The organism is Gammaproteobacteria bacterium, from assembly GCA_022450155.1.
Taxonomy (GTDB): domain Bacteria; phylum Pseudomonadota; class Gammaproteobacteria; order Arenicellales; family UBA868; genus REDSEA-S09-B13.
In genome coordinates, this window is the sequence record JAKUQR010000007.1 from 58,796 (window position 1) to 73,935 (window position 15,140).

Below are 15,140 nucleotides of genomic sequence, written 5' to 3' on the forward strand. Positions count from 1 at the left end.
ACAATGAGAAGAATGCCTCTCAGCAGGATAGCAACACTTCAGAGCGCGCCGTGGTGACCACCTCAAATACAGTCGATGACGAGAAAGTTAAGAGTACAGGCAGCCTGGCTGTCGCAACAGAGAAGGAATCTGGACAGCAAAATACCGCTGATCGTGGACCTGTGGAGGCACTGACAGGGGTTCTTCGCAACCTAACCACAGTTGACGAACTCAAAAAGCTTTACCAAAAGGACGAGCAGCTTGTTGCTATGTTAAGCGCAGCAATCATACTGATCCTATTGCTGTTGCTACTGGTTCTGCGCAGACGACGCTTGGCCAATCAAGATAATTCGGCGTCAGCGGCGATGCCCATCGTGATGCCGGCGGTGACCGGTGGGCGTGATACCGAAATTTCTACCCAGCAGCTCCCTGGTGCGAAGCCAGGAGAAGAACCCAACGCTAGGTCTGAAGACCCAGGAATAGCAGAGAGATCAGGTGACGCGTCGCCTGATGGCGGTAAGGCGACCACCGATCCGATTTCTGAGGCGGACATCTATCTCACCTACGGCCACCGTGATCAGGCTGAGCAAGTGCTGGCGTCCGCGATTGTCAGCGAACCGACCAGAGTTGATCTCAAGCTGAAGTTGCTCGAGGTGTATCAGGCGCAAGCGAACTTGGAAAAGTTCGAACAGACGGCCAGCCAACTGTCTACATCCCTGTCGGCGGATACCCCTGAATGGGTATCGGTCGTTCAAATGGGTCGTGCCATGTCCTCGAACAATCCACTTTTCACAGCAACGTCTCTCAGTCGTCATGATCCAGACAACGACATAGCCAGTGACGACGATAGCGGGATTGAAGAAATCGGGATTGATCTTGAACTTGAGGAGCCAGGAGTGGAATTATCGACCTCTACGGCCAGTTCACAGTCAGACGTGCAAGCGAATGAAACAACGCGCTCATCGCCGGCTGATCTGGAATTTGCAGAGGACCCGGTTAAGGCAGGCGATCCGGTCAAACACCCTGCAGACGAGACAGCGTCCGGTTCGAGTGCTTCTGGTACGGAAGCTTCAACCGAAGATCCAGATAATGCCGATAGTATGGATGTTGGGACCCGTCTTGATCTTGCCCGGGCCTATGTTGAAATGGGAGACAACAGTACCGCCAAGAATTTACTCAACGAAGTGATACAACACGGCGATGCGGGTCAAAGGGCAAGTGCTCAGGCGATATTGACGAACCTCGACAGCAAATAACCTACAAATTCCCGGTTCATGGCTTGATCAGGTTCGTGCTGTACCGCTAGCCAGGCCCTGAACAAACTCGATAACGTTATCACACAGTTCTGTGGTCGGTTGCCCGCTATCATCCAGATTTGCCTTGATCTGATCGACCAGTGCGGAACCAACAACCGCAGCATCTGCAAAAAGATTGACAGTGCGAACCTGTTCGGCTGTTTTTATTCCAAATCCAACTGCAAGCGGTAGGTTGGTCATATCGCGCAGTTGAGTGATCGCCTGTTTGACACGTTCGGGATCGGCGGAGTGTGTACCAGTAATACCGGTTATCGATACATAGTAAACAAAACCACTGGTATTCTGTAGAACAGTTTTGAGGCGTTTATGGTTTGTGGTTGGAGTAACCAGGCGAATCCAGTGAAGGCCGGTCGTCAGGGCAGGATGACAAAGCTCTTCATCTTCTTCAGGAGGCAGATCTACGATAATGAGGCCATCGACACCCGATGAATAGGCATCATGCACAAATTTCTGAGTACCATACTGATAAATAGGATTGAAGTAGCCCATCAAAATAATGGGTGTCTGTGAATCTGCGCGCCGGAAATCCCTGACCATGCCAAGAGTGCTTTTCAATGTCGCACCTGCTTTCAAAGCGCGCTGACTGGCTGCCTGTATAGCTGGCCCGTCAGCCATGGGGTCAGAAAAAGGCATGCCTAGTTCAATGACGTCTGCACCGGCTGCGGGCAACCGGCTCAGAAGATCTCTGGATATGGATGGACTCGGATCCCCGGCCGTCAAAAAAGTAATCAGTCCACCCCGGGATTCACTGGCGAGCTGAGCGAATTTTCGTGTCAGCCTGGTTTCTACCCCAATGGCCTTCACAGTTCCACTCCCAATGCGTGAGCAATAGTGAAAACATCTTTATCTCCGCGGCCGCACAAATTCATGACTATCAGGTTGTCCTTATCAAGCGTAGGCGCAATCTTGGCAACGTGTGCCAGCGCGTGGGCAGGTTCAAGAGCGGGGATTATTCCCTCTGCTCGGCAACATAATTGAAATGCATCCAAAGCTTCGCTGTCAGTTACAGACACATATTCGACCCGACCAACATCATTTAGCCACGAGTGTTCAGGACCGATTCCAGGATAGTCGAGCCCGGCAGAAATAGAGTGCGCATCGATAATCTGTCCGTCGGAATCCTGTAGTAGATATGTTCGGTTACCGTGCAGTATGCCCGGTGTGCCACCTGTGAGCGATGCAGCATGTTTACCTGATTCTACGCCAAGACCTGCTGCTTCCACGCCTATGATCCTTACATTATCGTCGAGGAAGGGGTGGAACAGGCCCATAGCGTTTGAACCACCGCCAATACAGGCAATTAATATATCCGGGAATCTGTTTTCCGCCTTGAGGATCTGCTCCTTCACCTCACGACCTATCACACTTTGAAAGTCTCGAACCATGGCAGGGTAGGGATGTGGCCCTGCAACGGTGCCGATGATATAGAAGGTTTCTTCCACGTTAGCGACCCAGTCCCGAAGCGCTTCATTCATTGCGTCCTTAAGGGTCGCTGTCCCGCTCTCCACCGGGATGACTTCGGCTCCCAGTAGTTTCATTCTGAACACATTTGGCGCCTGGCGTTCTATGTCCGTTGAGCCCATGTACACAACACAGGGTAGATCGAAAAGAGCGCAAACCGTAGCAGTTGCAACGCCATGCTGACCCGCGCCTGTTTCTGCGATAATTCGTTTCTTGCCCATTCGGCGAGCAAGCAGAATCTGACCCAGTGTGTTGTTGATCTTGTGGGCGCCAGTATGGTTCAGCTCGTCGCGTTTGAAGTAAATACGAGCACCACCGAGTTCTTGAGTCAGGCTTTCAGCGAAGTAAAGCGGACTTGGGCGACCGATGTAATGTTCTGCAAAAAAGTCGAAATCTGACTGAAAGCTTGGGTCAATCTGGGCCTGGGCATAGGCCTGTTCGACCTCAAGAACCAGTGGCATGAGTGTCTCCGCCACGAAACGACCGCCAAAAATTCCAAAATGACCGGTTTCGTCCGGACCGCTACGATAAGATTCCGGCTTTGCGTTATTTGTTGACATCAGCGCGTTATAGTGTGTAGATAGATCGTGAACTATGGTCTATTGTATCAGCGTCCGCCAAGGCAACAGTAATGAACCTTGGTTTCAAATGGGGCCATATAGCACGACCCATTCACAACTGGTAGGGCTATTGTTTAGTCCGACGTTGAGTGTTTTCCCTCCAAACTTTCATTTCAACGTAACCAGGTGTTCCCGGGGGCAGTGTACAAGATGATTTCAAATAGTATATTTCGATTGGCCATGTGTCTCGAGTACGATGGTAGTCATTACCATGGATGGCAGATACAAAGTGGGGTAGTAACCGTACAAGAGACGTTGGAAGGGGCCGTGTCCAGCGTAGCAGATGAGCAGGTTCAGGTGATTACGGCGGGTCGTACAGATGCAGGAGTGCACGCGACGAGTCAGATTGTTCACTACGATACTCGGTCCGATCGGTCGAGCCAAGCGTGGCTACGGGGTATCAACTCTAATTTGCCACATTCGGTTGTTGTATCGTGGGTGGTACCGGTGCCGGCTACTTTCCATGCACGGTATTCTGCGCTCACTCGGTCCTATCGCTATGTCCTGTTGAATAGACCGGTACGGCCGACCTACCTGTCCAGGCGGGTTTCCTGGGACTACAGGCCGCTTGATCTAAACAAGATGAGGGCAGCTACGAAACCTTTGCTTGGCGAACACGACTTTAATGCATATCGTGCAGTTTCATGTCAATCAAATACATCGACCCGCACCATTCACGAGCTTGAAATCAATCAGAGAGAAAGCTGGATTTGGTTCGATGTAAAAGCAAATGGATTTCTCAAGCACATGGTTCGGAATATTGTCGGGGTCCTCGTGGCCATTGGCGCCGGTGAAGCCGAGCCGGACTGGGCCAGGGAAGTACTGGAAACACGTGACCGAACGATGGGCGGTGTAACAGCCCCTGCCGATGGACTGTATCTGTGCGGTGTTTCCTACCCGGACAGGTACAACTTACCCACAGCACCGCCGTCATGCAGGTTCTGGTAACATGAAGTTGGGACCATGTTGACATGGTTCGTCGGTTGCAAATTACGTTAACCAGTAAATCACCTTGCGAACTCGTATAAAAATCTGTGGAATTACCCGGGTTGAGGATGCTGTGACCACGGCCTCTTTTGGTGCGGATGCAATTGGCCTTATGTTTTACGGTCCGAGCCCTCGTGCAGTTAACATACGCCAGGCTGCAGATATCGTTGACAGTTTACCCGCGCTGGTTCATGTTGTTGGTGTGTTTGTGGACCCGACCGAAAAAGACGTTGATGCGGTACTCAGTGAAGTAAAGCTTACCGTGCTCCAGTTTCATGGCAGTGAGTCTGCCGAGTTTTGTAACGGCTTTGGAATACCATACATCAAAGCATTGAGGATGTCGGATGATGCCGACCCCGAATCCTATGCACGTTCCTATCCGCAAGCGTGTGCGCTTTTGTTGGATGCCTATGAATCAGAAAGATACGGTGGCACGGGTATGGTATTTTCGTGGGAACGGGCCAAACAATGTCAGAGCAGTCCCGTGATTATTGCTGGTGGTATAGACGCGAGCAATGTTTCGGCTGCGCTTTCGATATCCGGGGCCTATGCTGTTGATGTTTCAAGTGGAGTGGAAACTTCACCCGGTCAGAAGAACGCACAAAAGATCCAATCATTGATCTGTGCGGTTAGGGATCATGATCAGATTCAAAGACATGACGGTAGGGCAGACTGACCATGAACTGGTTCGAGAGACTGATACCACCTAAGATCAAAGTCCGCAGTGCAATAAATAAACGCAGTGTCCCACAGGGTTTGTGGCATAAATGTGGGGCCTGCAATGCTGTGCTGTATGGTTCGGAGCTTGAAAGGACCAGCCAGGTTTGTCCAAAGTGCGGGCATCATATGCGACTGAACGCCCGTGAGCGATTGCGGACATTGTTCGACGAGGCTAAGTTCACTGAACTGGCAAGCAGTCTACGACCCGTTGATCCGTTAAGGTTCAGGGATTCTAAAAGGTATAAAGAAAGGCTCAGTGATGCCCAGAAGGGCAGTGGGGAGTCCGAGGCGCTGATCTGTGCTCATGGAAGAGTTGATGGGTCAGAATTGGTCGCGGTCGCCTTCGAATTCAAGTACATGGCAGGATCGATGGGATCAGTGGTCGGTGAGCGTTTCGTCAGGGCGGTCGATCATGCCCTACAGACTCAGACACCTCTGGTCTGTTTCATCGCCAGCGGTGGTGCCCGAATGCAGGAGTCGATTTTGTCGCTGATGCAAATGGCAAAAACAACTGCCGCACTGAACAGACTGCACGAAGCTGGGCTACCCTACATTTCAGTTCTTACAGACCCGACAATGGGTGGTGTGTCGGCAAGCATTGCCATGCTGGGTGACGTTATCATCGCCGAACCAAACGCGCTGGTTGGGTTCGCAGGACCTCGGGTGATTGAACAGACGGTACGCGAGACTTTACCGGAAGGTTTTCAACGTGCTGAATTTTTACTTGAACACGGCGCCATTGATATGATCGTGGCAAGAGATAAAATGTCCGACACTATCGCCAGCTTATTGAAAACGTTAGCGCCTAATTCCGAGCGTAGCATAGAGGGGGAGTTGGTGTTTTAATTCTAGAGACGGTGTTTACTCTTTATCATCCAGTGTGGAAAAGAAAGTACTGCCAACAACTGAGCTGACCGTGTCCTTATCATCTCGAACACTGGATCAGTGGCTCGAATATATTCAGTCGATTCATTTTCGGTCTATAGATCTTACCTTGGATCGTGTACGGCGCGTGCTTCACCGAATGAGGCTTCGGTTGCCATGCAAAGTGATCACATTTGCCGGTACGAATGGCAAGGGTTCAACAGTCAGATTTGTCGAGTCAATTTATGTGTCGACTGGTTATAGGGTGGGTGCTTATACCTCTCCTCATCTGGTTGCCTATGGGGAAAGGATTCAACTCAATCAATGCCCTGTCGAAGAGGGCGAGTTGGTGGAGTCGTTCGCAGTAGTTGACCAGGCTCGGCAGGGCATTCCCTTGACGTTTTTTGAGTTTGGGACCTTAGCGGCGCTTTATATTTTTTCGATCAACAAGCTGGATGTGGTACTGCTAGAGGTCGGATTGGGCGGTCGATTGGACGCTGTTAATACGATGACTTCGAATCTCAGCTGTATTACCCCCGTGTCACTTGATCACGAAACCTGGCTCGGACGATCTTGTGAGCAGATAGGATATGAGAAAGCCGGCATCCTTCGCTTCGGTGGTAAAGCAGTGCTCAATGACCACAACGTGCCAGCTTCCATCGTCGATAGGGCGGTTCTGTTGAAATGTGGGATAAAACGAATCGGCATAGATTACAGTCATACAGCATTCGACGGCTACTGGGCCTGGAAACCGGATCCGTCGCGATGGGGCGGCGCAAGAACACACGATAGCCTGCAGATCCCTGGATCGGGGGGCGATGCTGTCCTGCACAACGCAGCAGGTGCGGTTGCAATCGTTGAATCGATGAACGCAGATTTGCCTGTCGATAAAGATGCAGTCGGCGAGGGTCTCGCAAACACAGAATTACCTGGTCGGATTCAGGTGTTGCCGGGCAGGGTCGAACGAATTTTTGATGTCGCCCATAATCCGGCTGCTATAGTTAATCTGGCCGCGTTCATTGATAAGCGTGATCCTGTTAGGCGTAACCTGGCTGTGTTTTCCATGTTGAAAGACAAAGACGTGGCTGAAGTCGTCCGCCTTATGGGGCCTAGAATTGCCGGCTGGCACCTGACCCAGCTGGACAGTCCTCGGGCGACTCCATTACAGGAACTGGCTGATGTAGTGGCCACTCATTCGAGTTCGGACATAAAGATGTGGTCTGATCCTTTGCATGCCTACAAAATGGCTATGCAGCTTGCACGTTCCGGCGACAGGGTAATTGTTTTCGGATCATTTTATCTTGTGGGTGCTATACTCAAATCAGTTTCAGAAGATCCTCTTCAGGCGTGAATGCCACAGCCCACCGATCATTTATTTGATTTAAAGCATCGACTTATTGGCGCGGCAGTTTTAATAATCGTTGCTGCAATTGTTCTCCCCTCGGTCCTGACTGGTCAGAAACACGATTATCGCCGTGCATCAATCAATAATGGCGAAGTGGTAGTGCCAATTCAGCAGACGTTTATCTCGCGGATTGAGGCGGGGAAGCGCGATGTTTCTGCACAACCCAGTCCTGCTGAAGCCGATAAAGATAAATCTGAATCAAGAAAGGAGTCCAATACACAAGGGCCCACTATGGATGTAAATGATCTGGGAAATAACTACAATCAGCCTGTGGCCGGCCTGGTTGGGTTGCCCTCCGGCTGGGTGGTTCGGGTGGGTGTGTTTCAGATACCTGAAAATGCGAAGAAAAGGCGATCTCTGCTTGACGAAAACGGATTTAACGTCAATCTGGAGGAAACTAAACTGAATGGCAAGACAGCGATCAGGGTATTTCTGGGCCCGTTTTCGACCGAGGAGGAGGCCGAACGTATGAAAGCTCGAGCAGTCATGGTCACAAACGATAAAGCATTTGTCGCACGCTACCCGTAGATGCCGAACAGATTAAGATCTAAGACACGAGGTAGATGCTGGTGTTGGACTCGATAAATCTCGATCAGATCGTCTGGGTTGATGCCGTCGTGCTTGCGGCCCTCGTCCTATCGCTTGGATTAGGTATTTTCCGCGGGATCGTGCGTGAGATACTGTCCTTGAGTTCTTGGATTATCTCAATATGGTTGGCCTATGTGTATGGGGACGATCTGGCCATTGTGGTCGTACCCTGGGTCGAGTCGGAACGACTCAGTGGGCTGATCGGCTACGTGGTTGTTTTTGTGACAGTTCTGGTTCTGCTTTCGCTGGTTGGCGCCCTACTGCTTAAGCTTTTTCGGATAGCCGGGCTTTCCGGTACCAGTCGTTTGCTGGGTGGGTTGTTTGGGTTTCTAAGAGGTCTCGTGATCGTAACAGTCTTGTTATTTAGTGCAGAGTGGACGCCAGCAACCAGTCAGGCATGGTTCAGAGACTCCCAGATCGTGCCATACTTCGATGTGCCGCTCACTTGGTTCAAATCCAGGGTAGTGGATCAGTTGAATGCAGCGACCTTCCAGTAAGGTAGCGAAAAGTAGAACAACAATAGTTGAACCAATAGGAATCAGAGTAACAAACCGTGTGTGGTGTCATAGGTATAGTCGGGCAATCTCCGGTCAACTATGCGATCTATGAAGCCCTGACCCTGGTGCAGCATCGAGGTCAGGATGCCGCAGGTATAGTGACCTGCGACAATCTTCGTGTCCATCTACGTAAGGACAGTGGCCTGGTCAGGGATGTGTTTCACTCCAGACACATGGAGCAGTTGGTCGGCAATATTGGCCTAGGCCACGTACGATATCCAACCGCAGGTAGTGATTCCAAAGCTGAGGCACAGCCGCTATATGTGAATTCTCCATTCGGTATTGCCCTTGGTCACAACGGTAATCTGACTAACACTGCCGAACTGAGTGAGGAATTATTTCGGGAAGATCTAAGACAACTGAACACCAACTCAGATTCTGAGGTCTTGTTGAACGTTTTTGCACATGAGCTTCGTGAGTCCGTCGGTGCCAGTCGACTCCAATTGGAGCCTGACGATGTTTTCAGGGCGGTGGGTCGTGTGTATGAACGTTGTCATGGTGCTTACGCGGTGGTTGCGATGATTGTGGGGTATGGGCTTGTTGCTTTTCGAGATGCCAATGGTATTCGCCCGTTGGTTCTCGGTGAGAAACCCGATGCTGATTATAATTCCGTGCTGATAGCGTCAGAAAGTGTTGCTTTAGATGTTCTTGGCTACAGCAATCTAGGCGATGTCGGTGCAGGAGAAGCAGTTTTCGTGGACCTTAGAGGCAATATTCACAGGAAAATATGTTCTGAGCGGTCGAGCCTTTCGCCCTGCATATTCGAATACGTGTACCTGGCCCGCCCAGATTCAATTATTGACGATGTTGCCGTCTACAAAAGTCGTTTGAGAATGGGCGAAAAACTCGGTTGGCGGCTTTTAGAGATGTGGCCGGACCACGACATAGAAACAGTGATACCCGTGCCTGATACCAGCAGAACATGTGCTCTGCAGCTGGCAAATGTTATTGGTGTTAAGTACCGCGAGGGGTTTATAAAGAACCGTTACATCGCGCGGACATTCATCATGCCGGAGCAGGCTGAACGACGTCGATCTGTCAAACAGAAACTCAATGCGATTGATCTTGAATTTCGAGGCAAGAATGTATTGTTGGTTGATGACTCGATAGTTAGAGGGACGACCTCACAGCAAATCATTCAGATGGCACGAGAAGCCGGAGCGCGAAGTGTGTACTTCGCCTCCGCTGCACCGCCGGTCAAGTATCCCAATGTATACGGAATTGACATGCCCGTGGTGGGAGAGTTAGTTGCAAATAATCGTACTACAGAAGAGGTCTGTCAGCACATAGGAGCAGACTGGTTGATGTATCAACAACTGGAGGATCTAGTTGACGCAGTTCGGGCGGGAAATCCGTCGATAAAAAGTTTTGATTCTTCCTGCTTCGACGGTAATTATGTCACTGGAGATGTTACATCGGATTACCTGAGCGAGTTAGAAAAGCAGAGAAGCGGTTCGAAAAGAAGCAGCAGGCGAAATGAACTAGACTCTATTGAGCCGAGTGTAGCTCACTGAGTAAGGACAAGCTCCTCTCGACAATCCCCGTAGGAGAGCGAGATCACATTATCGTTGAGCACTGCAGCACTGGGTCCGTTTGCCCAGTCACCAAGGACTATACGGTAAGCAGTGTCGCTGTCATTCAACTCGATCCGGTGTATACCCGGGCGGTGTGTGTGCCCGTGAATCATCACCCGGGCATTAGTCTTATTGAATTCATCTACGACTGCTGATTGATTCACATCCATTATGTCCAGGGGTTTTATTGACTTTCCATATTCACTGCGGTATCGGACGGTTTGGGCGAGCTTGTCTCGCTCCATAATGGGTTTTCGTAGAAAGTTGCGTTGCCAGTCTGGGGCTCGGACCATGTTGCGAAAGGTCTGATGCTCAATGTCATCAGTGCAAAGACTATCTCCATGGAGAAGTACCGCTTGACAGGTCTGAGTCACAAGTAAGAATGGTTCTGAGATTAAAACACAACCGGTTCGTTCGCTGAACTCAGAACCGAGTAAAAAATCACGGTTACCGTGGAGCACAGAAATCGCCATACCGATATCCGAGAAGTCTTTCAGAATCGTCTCATAATCAGATTGCCCAAGATGTTCAGATGCATCGTCACCTAGCCAGTACTCGAATAAGTCACCCAGAATAAACAGGTTTTGTATTCCCAATGACGCCAAGTCGCTGAGGTAATGCTTAAAGCGGGGTCCCAAGGCCGACTCGTCCGGGGTCAGATGGAGGTCGGAGATGAAAGCGATGCTCAATTCAGGTGTAATCCATTAAATGCACTTCGTGAATCCATGATCAGTAAACAGTTTCACCTGCCTTGGTGATTTCGTCAAATTTCAATTGCCGAGGTGCATCGAGTCGACACGTATAGTGGTTGCGAGCTACAGTCGGAGAGGCAGGGATCTCGCCTGACTCCGAAGTGACTAGAGCGTATGCGACCTACCGATCGGGGCAACCTAGTTTGGTCAAGTATGCAATTGTTTTCTTCTCGAATTCCTGTAAATGGCCCAGAAGAATCAATTTACAGCGACTCAATCATAAAGATATACTTTAAGGTTTACGGGAACTCAATTGAATAATAGTTTAAAAGCTTGCTTCGGCAGGCAGTTCGAAGAGGTGAGTACGTGACATTGACTGGTGCGGAAATCGTTGTCCAGAGCCTCAAGGATGAGGGCGTGGAATTTGTGTTTGGCTATCCAGGTGGTGCGGCTTTGCACATCTACGATGCGCTCTACAAGCAACAGGATGTCCGACATATACTTGTTCGTCATGAGCAGGGCGCAACCCATGCGGCCGATGGATATGCTCGGGCGACCGGAAAGACGGGTGTTGTGCTGGTAACGTCAGGTCCGGGCGTGACTAACGCCGTGACCGGTATTGCAACGGCCCACATGGATTCCATTCCGATGGTCGTACTGACGGCCCAGGTTCCGACTGCACTGATTGGAGATGATGCGTTTCAGGAGGTCGATACGGTCGGAATTACACGACCATGCGTTAAACACAATTTTCTCGTCGGCAGGGTTGAAGATCTTGCGGAAATAATAAAAAAAGCCTTTTATATTGCGAGTACCGGGAGACCGGGGCCAGTGGTTGTCGACATACCTAAAGATGTGACTGCGCAGATTACTGAATACGAATACCCCACCAGCGTGGAGATTCGTTCCTATGCCCCTGTCTTGAAAGGTCATCCGAAACAGATAAGTCGAGCCGCCGACCTGTTGCTGGGCGCGGATAAACCCATAATTTATAGTGGTGGCGGAATTATTCAAGGTAATGCCGCAGACGAACTGACCCAGCTTGTCAGGGAGCTCGAATTTCCATGCACTAACACCCTTATGGGGTTAGGCGGGTTTCCGTATAGCGATCCGCTGTTCCTCGGGATGCTTGGCATGCATGGTACCTACGAAGCCAATATGGCGATGTACGACTGTGATGTCATGCTGGCAATCGGAGTGCGTTTCGACGACAGGGTAACCGGAGACCTAACCAAGTTTTCTCCTAATTCAACAATTATCCACGTGGACGTTGATCCTTCTTCTATCGGAAAGAATGTAAGTGTGGAAGTGCCGATTGTGGGTCAAGCCGCATCGGTGCTCCGTGAAATGCTCAGTGTTGTGAAAGCCAGAAAGGCTGATGGGTTAATGCCTGAGATCGCACAGTGGTGGGACAGAATCAAGGATTGGCGCGCATTGAAGTCATTCGAATATGATCGTGATACCGTGGAGATAAAACCACAATATGTAATCGAAACGTTACATAAAATCACCAATGGCAGCGCTTTTGTTACTTCCGATGTAGGTCAGCATCAAATGTGGGCTGCGCAGCATTATGGATTTGGCGCCCCCCGGCGTTGGATTAATTCCGGTGGACTCGGCACCATGGGGTTCGGCCTACCGGCTGCCATGGGCGTGCAACTGGCATATCCCGATGAGCAAGTCGCCTGTGTCACGGGCGAGGCCAGCATTATGATGTGTATCCAGGAACTGTCTACCTGTAAGCAATACGATTTGCCTGTAAAGGTGATTAATCTGAACAATCGATATATGGGAATGGTGAGACAGTGGCAGGAATTTTTCTACGACAAGCGTTACTCTCATTCCTACATGGACGCATTGCCCGATTTCGTCTCTTTAGCGGAAAGTTTTGGTCATGTGGGGATGCGGGTTGAAAATCCTGCTGATGTCGAGGCTGCGCTGGAAGAAGCATTTGCACAAAAGACCCGCCTGGTCTTTATGGATTTCATTACTGACCAGACGGAAAATGTCTATCCAATGATAGCAGCTGGTGCAGGACACAACGAAATGCATCTTAAGCCTTCTGGAGCGGATAATGTTCCAGTCGAACGGGAACTTGCCTAACTGAATGAGAAGAATCATTTCTTTGCTCGTGGAGAATGAGTCTGGGGCGCTATCCAGAATAGCAGGCCTTTTTTCGGCTCGCGGTTACAACATCCAATCCTTAACTGTTGCACCTACTGAGGATGAAAGCCTCTCCAGGATGACTATAGTTACGCAGGGCTCTGATGCCATTATCGAACAGATCACCAAGCAGTTGAACAAGCTTATAGATGTTGTTCGATTGGTGGATTTAACTGAAGGTCGTCATATCGAGCGCGAGTTGATGTTGATAAAGGTTATCGCAGAACGTGGCGAGCGAGAAGAGGTTAAACGACTGACTGACATATTTCGGGGTCGAATCATTGACGTCACTAATGGCACTTATACCATCGAGTTGACTGGCCCGGGTGGAAAACTCGATGCATTTATTGAGGCGCTACAGGGAACGGAAGTGGTCGAAGCGGTTCGCTCGGGTGTATCTGGTATATCTCGCGGGGATCGAGCGTTGCGATACTAGGTTTTACCTTGCGTTCTGATCTCACTAAATCTACTGATAACTTATCCAGAATAAGGAGCATTTGTTTATGAAAGTCTTCTATGACAACGACGCTGATCATGGTGTCATCCAAGGGCGAAGGACCGCAGTTATTGGTTATGGTTCTCAAGGACATGCACACGCGAATAACCTCCGTGATAGTGGTGTAGACGTTGTTGTTGGATTGCGAAAAGAATCTTCATCATGGGGTAAGGCTGAAAACGCTGGATTAACCGTAGCTACTGTGCCTGATGCAGTAAGTGGGGCAGACGTTGTCATGATGCTGGTGCCTGATGAATTGCAACCAGACCTATTTGAATCGGAAATTATTGGCAACCTTAAACCTGGAGCGGCGCTGGCTTTTGCCCACGGGTTTAGTGTTCATTTCGGCTTTATAAAACCAAGTAAGGAGGTGGATGTCATAATGATCGCGCCGAAAGGCCCAGGTCATCTGGTTCGATCGACTTATGTGGAGGGCGGTGGTGTGCCGTGCCTGATCGCCATCAAGCAGGATGCGACGAGCAATGCCAGAGAAATAGCTTTGTCATATGCATGTGCGATCGGAGGTGGTCGTGCAGGCGTGATCGAAACGACCTACAAGGAGGAGACAGAAACAGACTTGTTTGGCGAGCAGACTGTACTTTGTGGTGGGATCACTTCTTTAATCCAAGCTGGATATGAAACGCTGGTCGAAGCTGGTTATGCTCCGGAGATGGCGTACTTCGAATGCCTTCATGAAACGAAACTGATTGTCGACCTGATTTATGAGGGTGGAGTTGCGAACATGCGTTATTCAATATCTAACACGGCAGAATATGGCGATGTTACGCGTGGGCCGCGAGTAGTCAATGATGAAACCAAAGCAGAGATGAAACGTATACTCTCCGAGATTCAGTCTGGCGAGTTTGCCAACGAGTGGATGGCTGAAAGCCGGTCAGGGGGTGAGCGGTTCAAGCAACTTAGAGCTGAAGCCCAAAGCCACCCGATAGAAGATGTCGGAGCACGATTAAGATCAATGATGCCTTGGATTCAGAAGGGTAAGCTTGTTGACAAGGATGTAAACTAGACTGGGAGATCATGCTCAGGCGTGAGATGCTTGGTTTTTTGGAAGCCTATTGACTCATGATTGCCCGAGAAGGCTGGACGCGTATAGCTTTTTTTGCGGTGTTGGCGTTAGGAGTGCAGATTTTCGCAGGCACTTTTTGGGCGCTACCCTTGTGGTTGTTGCTTCTGTTGGTAATACAGTTTTTCAGGGACCCTGATCGCGAAATACCGCAGCAGCCCGGGGCGATAGTCTCGCCAGCTCATGGGCGCGTTATTGCGATTGAAAATGTTATAGACCCCTATATAGAACGCCGGGCACTCAAGATCAGTATCTTTATGAACATATTTTCTGTTCATTCTAATCGAACTCCGGTAGATGGAGTTGTGGTTGAGAAGTGGTATGAAAAGGGTCGATTCTTGAACGCTTCACTGGATAAGGCATCTCAATTAAACGAGCGATCTGCCGTGCACTTTCGTACCAGGGATGGTTGGGATGTCACGAGTGTTCAGATTGCTGGCCTGGTTGCCAGGCGTATACTTTGTTATCTGAAAAAGGATCAGGAGGTAGTACGGGGTGAGCGTTACGGGTTTATCCGTTTTGGCTCACGAGTCGATCTATATCTGCCCGAGGATACTTATGTGGTTGCGCAACTCGGTCGCTGGGTATTGTCTGGAACCGACATAATCGGTTTTTTACCGGTCTCTGAACACTAGTC

At 50.0% G+C, this 15,140-nt stretch carries 15 protein-coding genes and 1 pseudogene (1 of these 16 cut by a window edge); 13 read left to right on the forward strand and 3 right to left on the reverse strand.

What is annotated here, in order from left to right; translation table 11 throughout:
- Window positions 1-57, forward strand: a pseudogene (locus MK323_05555) (hypothetical protein) (it extends 1,470 nt beyond the left edge of the window).
- The gene (locus MK323_05560; GenBank protein MCH2481623.1) at window positions 54-1,235 is read left to right on the forward strand and encodes a hypothetical protein; all 1,182 of its coding nucleotides are present in this window, start codon (window positions 54-56) and stop codon (window positions 1,233-1,235) included. Before MK323_05555 ends, MK323_05560 begins: the two are co-directional and overlap by 4 nt.
- A gap of 27 nt (window positions 1,236-1,262) precedes the next feature.
- Here MK323_05560 and trpA read toward each other — a convergent pair whose 3' ends face one another.
- On the reverse strand, window positions 1,263-2,099 hold the full coding sequence (gene trpA, locus MK323_05565) for a tryptophan synthase subunit alpha (protein MCH2481624.1): 837 nt from the start codon (window positions 2,097-2,099) through the stop codon (window positions 1,263-1,265).
- Window positions 2,096-3,316, reverse strand: a complete 1,221-nt coding sequence (gene trpB / locus MK323_05570; protein ID MCH2481625.1) for a tryptophan synthase subunit beta — start codon at window positions 3,314-3,316, stop codon at window positions 2,096-2,098. The genes trpA and trpB overlap by 4 nt, the downstream gene beginning before the upstream one ends.
- Before the next feature lie 210 nt (window positions 3,317-3,526).
- Between trpB and truA the strand changes: the two genes are divergently transcribed.
- The 7 genes from truA (at window position 3,527) to purF (ending at window position 10,011) form a co-directional block, all read left to right on the forward strand.
- On the forward strand, window positions 3,527-4,324 hold the full coding sequence (truA, locus tag MK323_05575; protein MCH2481626.1) for a tRNA pseudouridine(38-40) synthase TruA: 798 nt from the start codon (window positions 3,527-3,529) through the stop codon (window positions 4,322-4,324).
- A gap of 64 nt (window positions 4,325-4,388) precedes the next feature.
- Window positions 4,389-5,039, forward strand: coding sequence for a phosphoribosylanthranilate isomerase (locus MK323_05580; GenBank protein ID MCH2481627.1), 651 nt, complete (start codon window positions 4,389-4,391; stop codon window positions 5,037-5,039).
- A 2-nt stretch (window positions 5,040-5,041) separates the two neighbouring features.
- Window positions 5,042-5,929 carry an acetyl-CoA carboxylase, carboxyltransferase subunit beta gene (gene accD, locus MK323_05585; GenBank protein MCH2481628.1) on the forward strand — a complete coding sequence of 296 codons (888 nt, stop codon included), beginning with the start codon at window positions 5,042-5,044 and terminating at the stop codon, window positions 5,927-5,929.
- A gap of 70 nt (window positions 5,930-5,999) precedes the next feature.
- The gene (locus MK323_05590; protein MCH2481629.1) at window positions 6,000-7,298 is read left to right on the forward strand and encodes a bifunctional folylpolyglutamate synthase/dihydrofolate synthase; all 1,299 of its coding nucleotides are present in this window, start codon (window positions 6,000-6,002) and stop codon (window positions 7,296-7,298) included.
- Window positions 7,299-7,880, forward strand: a complete 582-nt coding sequence (locus MK323_05595; protein ID MCH2481630.1) for an SPOR domain-containing protein — start codon at window positions 7,299-7,301, stop codon at window positions 7,878-7,880.
- A 41-nt stretch (window positions 7,881-7,921) separates the two neighbouring features.
- The gene (locus MK323_05600) at window positions 7,922-8,437 is read left to right on the forward strand and encodes a CvpA family protein (protein ID MCH2481631.1); all 516 of its coding nucleotides are present in this window, start codon (window positions 7,922-7,924) and stop codon (window positions 8,435-8,437) included.
- Between the two features lie 56 nt (window positions 8,438-8,493).
- Complete coding sequence (gene purF, locus MK323_05605) at window positions 8,494-10,011, forward strand: amidophosphoribosyltransferase (GenBank protein MCH2481632.1); 1,518 nt, start codon at window positions 8,494-8,496, stop codon at window positions 10,009-10,011.
- Here purF and MK323_05610 read toward each other — a convergent pair.
- Complete coding sequence (locus tag MK323_05610; protein ID MCH2481633.1) at window positions 10,005-10,760, reverse strand: UDP-2,3-diacylglucosamine diphosphatase; 756 nt, start codon at window positions 10,758-10,760, stop codon at window positions 10,005-10,007. The two genes, purF and MK323_05610, sit on opposite strands and share 7 nt — an antisense overlap.
- A 369-nt stretch (window positions 10,761-11,129) precedes the next feature.
- On the opposite strand from MK323_05610, the gene ilvB reads away from it, so the two are divergent.
- The 4 genes from ilvB (at window position 11,130) to MK323_05630 (ending at window position 15,138) form a co-directional block, all read left to right on the forward strand.
- Complete coding sequence (ilvB, locus tag MK323_05615) at window positions 11,130-12,866, forward strand: biosynthetic-type acetolactate synthase large subunit (GenBank protein MCH2481634.1); 1,737 nt, start codon at window positions 11,130-11,132, stop codon at window positions 12,864-12,866.
- A 4-nt stretch (window positions 12,867-12,870) separates the two neighbouring features.
- Window positions 12,871-13,362, forward strand: a complete 492-nt coding sequence (gene ilvN / locus MK323_05620; GenBank protein MCH2481635.1) for an acetolactate synthase small subunit — start codon at window positions 12,871-12,873, stop codon at window positions 13,360-13,362.
- A 67-nt stretch (window positions 13,363-13,429) separates the two neighbouring features.
- A complete protein-coding gene (ilvC, locus tag MK323_05625; protein MCH2481636.1) occupies window positions 13,430-14,446 on the forward strand; it encodes a ketol-acid reductoisomerase in 1,017 nt (338 codons plus the stop codon).
- 56 nt (window positions 14,447-14,502) lie between these two features.
- Complete coding sequence (locus MK323_05630; GenBank protein ID MCH2481637.1) at window positions 14,503-15,138, forward strand: phosphatidylserine decarboxylase; 636 nt, start codon at window positions 14,503-14,505, stop codon at window positions 15,136-15,138.
- Window positions 15,139-15,140 lie beyond the last annotated feature (2 nt).

Excerpts from the sequence above, each read along its gene's own strand:
- truA (MCH2481626.1), top strand. The coding sequence starts at position 3,527 with ATGATTTCAAATAGTATATTTCGATTGGCCATGTGTCTCGAGTACGAT.
- ilvN (MCH2481635.1), top strand. The coding sequence starts at position 12,871 with ATGAGAAGAATCATTTCTTTGCTCGTGGAGAATGAGTCTGGGGCGCTA.
- accD (MCH2481628.1), top strand. The coding sequence starts at position 5,042 with ATGAACTGGTTCGAGAGACTGATACCACCTAAGATCAAAGTCCGCAGT.
- ilvC (MCH2481636.1), top strand. The coding sequence starts at position 13,430 with ATGAAAGTCTTCTATGACAACGACGCTGATCATGGTGTCATCCAAGGG.
- trpB (MCH2481625.1), bottom strand. The coding sequence starts at position 3,316 with ATGTCAACAAATAACGCAAAGCCGGAATCTTATCGTAGCGGTCCGGAC.
- MK323_05630 (MCH2481637.1), top strand. The coding sequence starts at position 14,503 with ATGATTGCCCGAGAAGGCTGGACGCGTATAGCTTTTTTTGCGGTGTTG.
- MK323_05595 (MCH2481630.1), top strand. The coding sequence starts at position 7,299 with ATGCCACAGCCCACCGATCATTTATTTGATTTAAAGCATCGACTTATT.